Raw genomic sequence first — 3,352 nt, 5'->3', positions numbered from 1 at the left:
CGAGTCCTTCACCGGCCGGGAGATGGAGCGCTGGCACTATCAGCGGCCGTTCGAGCTCGTCGCCTTCCCGAAGGGATCCGACGAGCAGAGCCCTGACGCGCACTACGTCGTACTCGGCGAGTACGTCACCACCGAGGATGGCACCGGCCTGGTCCACCAGGCGCCCGCGTTCGGCGAGGACGACCTGAAGGTCTGCCGCGCCTACGGCCTGCCGGTGGTCAACCCGATCCGCCCGGACGGCACCTTCGAGGAGAGCGTGCCGCTGGTCGGCGGGGTGTTCTTCAAGAAGGCCGACGAGAAGCTGACCGCCGACCTCAAGGCACGAGGCCTGCTGTTCCGGCACGTCGAGTACGAGCACTCCTACCCGCACTGCTGGCGCTGCCACACCGCCCTGCTCTACTACGCGCAGCCGTCCTGGTACATCCGCACCACCGCCGTGAAGGACGCGCTGCTGCGCGAGAACGAGCGGACCAACTGGTTCCCGGAGAACATCAAGCACGGCCGCTACGGCGACTGGCTCAACAACAACATCGACTGGGCGCTGTCCCGCAACCGCTACTGGGGCACGCCGCTGCCGATCTGGCGCTGCGCCCAGGGCCACCTGACCTGCGTCGGCTCGCTGGCGGAGCTGGGCGAACTGGCCGGGCGGGACCTGGCCGCGCTCGACCCGCACCGGCCGTACATCGACGAGGTCTCCTTCGCCTGTCCCGCGAAGGCGGACGACGGCGGAGCCTGCGGCGAGACGGCCGCGCGCGTGCCCGAGGTCATCGACTGCTGGTACGACGCCGGCTCGATGCCGTTCGGGCAGCTCGGCTACCCGCACGCGCCCGGCTCGGTGGAGGAGTTCGCGCAGGCCTACCCGGCGGACTACATCTGCGAGGCGATCGACCAGACCCGCGGCTGGTTCTACACGCTGATGGCGATCGGCACCCTGGTGTTCGACCAGTCCTCGTACAAGAACGTGCTCTGCCTCGGGCACATCCTGGCCGAGGACGGGCGCAAGATGTCCAAGCACCTGGGCAACATCCTGGAGCCGATCCCGCTGATGGACCGGCACGGCGCGGACGCGCTGCGCTGGTTCATGCTGGCCGGCGGCTCGCCGTGGTCGGCGCGCCGGGTCGGCGACGCGACGATCCAGGAGGTGGTGCGCAAGACGCTGCTGACCTACTGGAACACGGTCGCGTTCCAGGCCCTCTACGCGCGCACCGGCGGCTGGTCGCCCTCGGCGGCGGACCCGGCCCCGGCCGAGCGGCCGGTGCTGGACCGGTGGGTGCTCTCCGAGCTCAACCGGCTCGCCGGCGAGATGGACGCGGCGCTGGAGGCCTTCGACACCCAGCAGGCCGGCAAGCTGCTCGCGGCGTACGTGGACGACGTCTCGAACTGGTACGTGCGCCGCTCGCGCCGCCGGTTCTGGGACGCCGACCCGGCCGCCCTTGCGACGCTGCACACGGTGCTGGAGACGGTGACCCGGCTGATGGCCCCGCTGGTGCCGTTCGTGACCGAGCGGGTCTGGCAGGACCTGGTGCGGCCGGTGACCCCGGACGCGCCGGAGTCGGTGCACCTGGCCTCCTGGCCGACCGCGGTCGACGCGGGCACCGGCGACGGCTCGACCGTGGACGCGCGGCTCGGCGAGCAGGTGGCGCTGGTGCGCCGCCTCGTGGAGCTGGGCCGGGCCACCCGCGCGGAGTCGGGGGTGAAGACCCGTCAGCCGCTCGGCCGGGCCCTGGTCGGCGCGGCCGGCTGGGCTGGGCTCGGCGAGGAGCTTCGGGCGCACGTCGCGGAGGAGCTGAACGTCGAGGGCACCGGGGCGCTGGCCGAGGCCGGCGGCGAGCTGTTGGAGTACCACGCCAAGGGCAACTTCCGGGCGCTGGGCAAGCGCTTCGGCAAACGCACCCCACTGGTCGCCAACGCCATCGCGGCCGCTGACGCGGCGTCACTCGCGGCCGCGCTGCGCGAGCGCGGCGCGGCGGTCCTCACCGTGCCGGACGAGGGCGGAGCGGACGAGCAGGTCGAGGTCGCGGCCGACGAGGTGATCGTCACCGAGACGCCGCGCGAGGGCTGGGCGGTGGCCACGGCCGACGGCGAGACGATCGCGCTCGACCTGGCGATCACGCCGCAGCTGCGGCTGGCCGGGCTGGCCCGCGACGCGGTGCGGATGATCCAGGACGCGCGCAAGAACAGCGGCCTCGACGTGGCCGACCGGATCCGGCTGACCTGGCGCGCCTCGAAGGCCGAGACCGGCGAGGCGCTGCGGGTGCACGGCGAGTCGATCGCGGCGGACGTGCTCGCGGTCGAGTTCACCGGCGCGGAGGGACGGCTCGACGCGGCGGCGCAGTCCTTCCGCGACGAGGACCTCGGGTTGGAGTTCGCGCTCGCGAAGGCCTGAGCCGAAGCGGTGGCCGCGAAGGCCGGCCTGCTCTCACGGCCCGTCAGGGAACGCGGGAGCAGGCGGCCTTGACCGCCGACGCGGTCACGTGGAACCGGTCGCCGGTGAACGCCCCGGCATCGGTCAGCCTCAGCTGCACGGAGCCGCCCGGCAGCGCCACGCCGGTGAGCTGCGGCACGGAGACCCACTGCCCCTTCATCTTGCCCTGATTGAGCTTGACCGTCGCCGTGGGCGTCGCCGCGTTGTCGGTCGGCAGGAACAGCTGATACGTCGCGATCCCCGAGGACGGCGCGGTGTTGGCGATGAACACCGACAGCGTGCAGCGCGCGGACCAGCCGAGGTGGAAAGTCCAGGAGTAGCTGGACGCGCCGGGGTTCGTGGTGCCCGACTTGACGAACGCGACCGCCGCGCCACCGCAGTCCGGAGCGCCGCCACCCGCGTTCGCCACCAGGCCGCCGTCAGCCGCCACGGTCTGGGTGACCATCGCCCAGGGCGTCGTGGGACAGCCGGGACCGGTCAGGAAGGTTCCGGGCAGCGGGGCGGTCGGCATGACCGGCACGCTCGGGGCGGGCGCGGTGGCCGGCGCGTTCGAATGGGTCATGCTGCGCACGACGAGCGCGGCGACCACGCCGACGATGACGACCGTGCCGAGCACGGCGAGGCTGGCCGTGCGCGACCGCCGGCGGCGCGGTGGGCTGCCGAGGCCGATCGGCTCGGCGGTCATGGTCGGCTCGGAGATCGCCTCCGGATCCAGGGAGGAGAGCGGCTCGTAGCGCGGATGCCGCCGCGTGGGCATCGGCTCGAACGGGTCGCGCAGCGGCACCTCGGTGAGCGTGGTGTCCGTGCTGGGGAACGGGGAGGGGAAGGTGACGACCGTGGTGGTGGGTTCGTCGACCGGATCCACCATAGATTCGAAGGCCGAGGCACGCGTCGCGTCGAGGGCCGGATCGAACAGCGGCTCGGCAG

Annotated in this window: 1 protein-coding gene and 1 pseudogene; one reads left to right on the top strand and one right to left on the bottom strand. The window is 72.7% G+C overall.

The window, feature by feature from the left end; all coding sequences use genetic code 11:
* The coding region (locus tag VFB40_RS20405) for a class I tRNA ligase family protein (RefSeq protein WP_324853049.1) at positions 1 to 2,386 on the top strand (2,386 nt) is incomplete at its 5' end.
* Positions 2,387 to 2,429: 43 nt separating this feature from the next.
* Here the strand turns inward: VFB40_RS20405 and VFB40_RS20400 are convergent.
* Positions 2,430 to 3,352, bottom strand: a pseudogene (locus VFB40_RS20400) (hypothetical protein); the annotation flags it as partial.

The organism is Actinocrinis sp. (assembly GCF_035650855.1).
Taxonomy (GTDB): Bacteria; Actinomycetota; Actinomycetes; order Streptomycetales; family Catenulisporaceae; genus Actinocrinis.
The sequence above is the reverse complement of the archived record's forward strand: the minus strand, read 5'-3'. Positions and strand labels throughout refer to the sequence as shown.